Annotated in this window: 1 protein-coding gene; it reads right to left on the bottom strand. The window is 70.1% G+C overall.

Features of this window, described 5'->3' with window-relative positions:
- Window positions 1-284, bottom strand: a 284-nt coding sequence (locus D7V97_RS43805) for a hypothetical protein (protein WP_120616322.1), incomplete at its 3' end; no start/stop codon positions are given.
- Window positions 285-422: the final 138 nt, after the last annotated feature.

Below are 422 nucleotides of genomic sequence, written 5' to 3'. Positions count from 1 at the left end.
GCCTCGGCCTGCGGGGCGGCCGTGAGCAGCGGGCACGTCTCGTGGTTGAGGCCCGGCGCGTCCGCCACCGCGGGTGGCATGGACGCGAGGGTGGGGGCGCGCTCGGCGAACCGGGACAGCGTGGGGTTCGCGCGCCGCGCGTCCTCTTCGAACGTCTGGTGCTGCGGACAGAAGCGGTGCGCGTGCTGCTCCACGTGCAGCGTCAGACCCAGCGGCTGGGCACCCCAGATCGCGACGAGCAGCATCGCGGTGAGGCGGGCGAGGGTGTGGGCGCGCGAGAGCATCAGGGTGTCCCGGCTGGCTTACTGTCGGCTTCCAGGAGTGTCAAGACAGGCAGGAAGCGTCACTTCCTGAAACAGGGTGACAATCACAGCGTGTTTCCATTCCGGGCAACCCGCCGTGCCGCATCGGCTAGGTTGGCG

Origin of the sequence: Corallococcus sp. CA053C, from assembly GCF_003611675.1 — a bacterium.
Lineage (GTDB): Bacteria > Myxococcota > Myxococcia > Myxococcales > Myxococcaceae > Corallococcus.
This window is presented reverse-complemented; position numbering and strand designations above follow the sequence as displayed.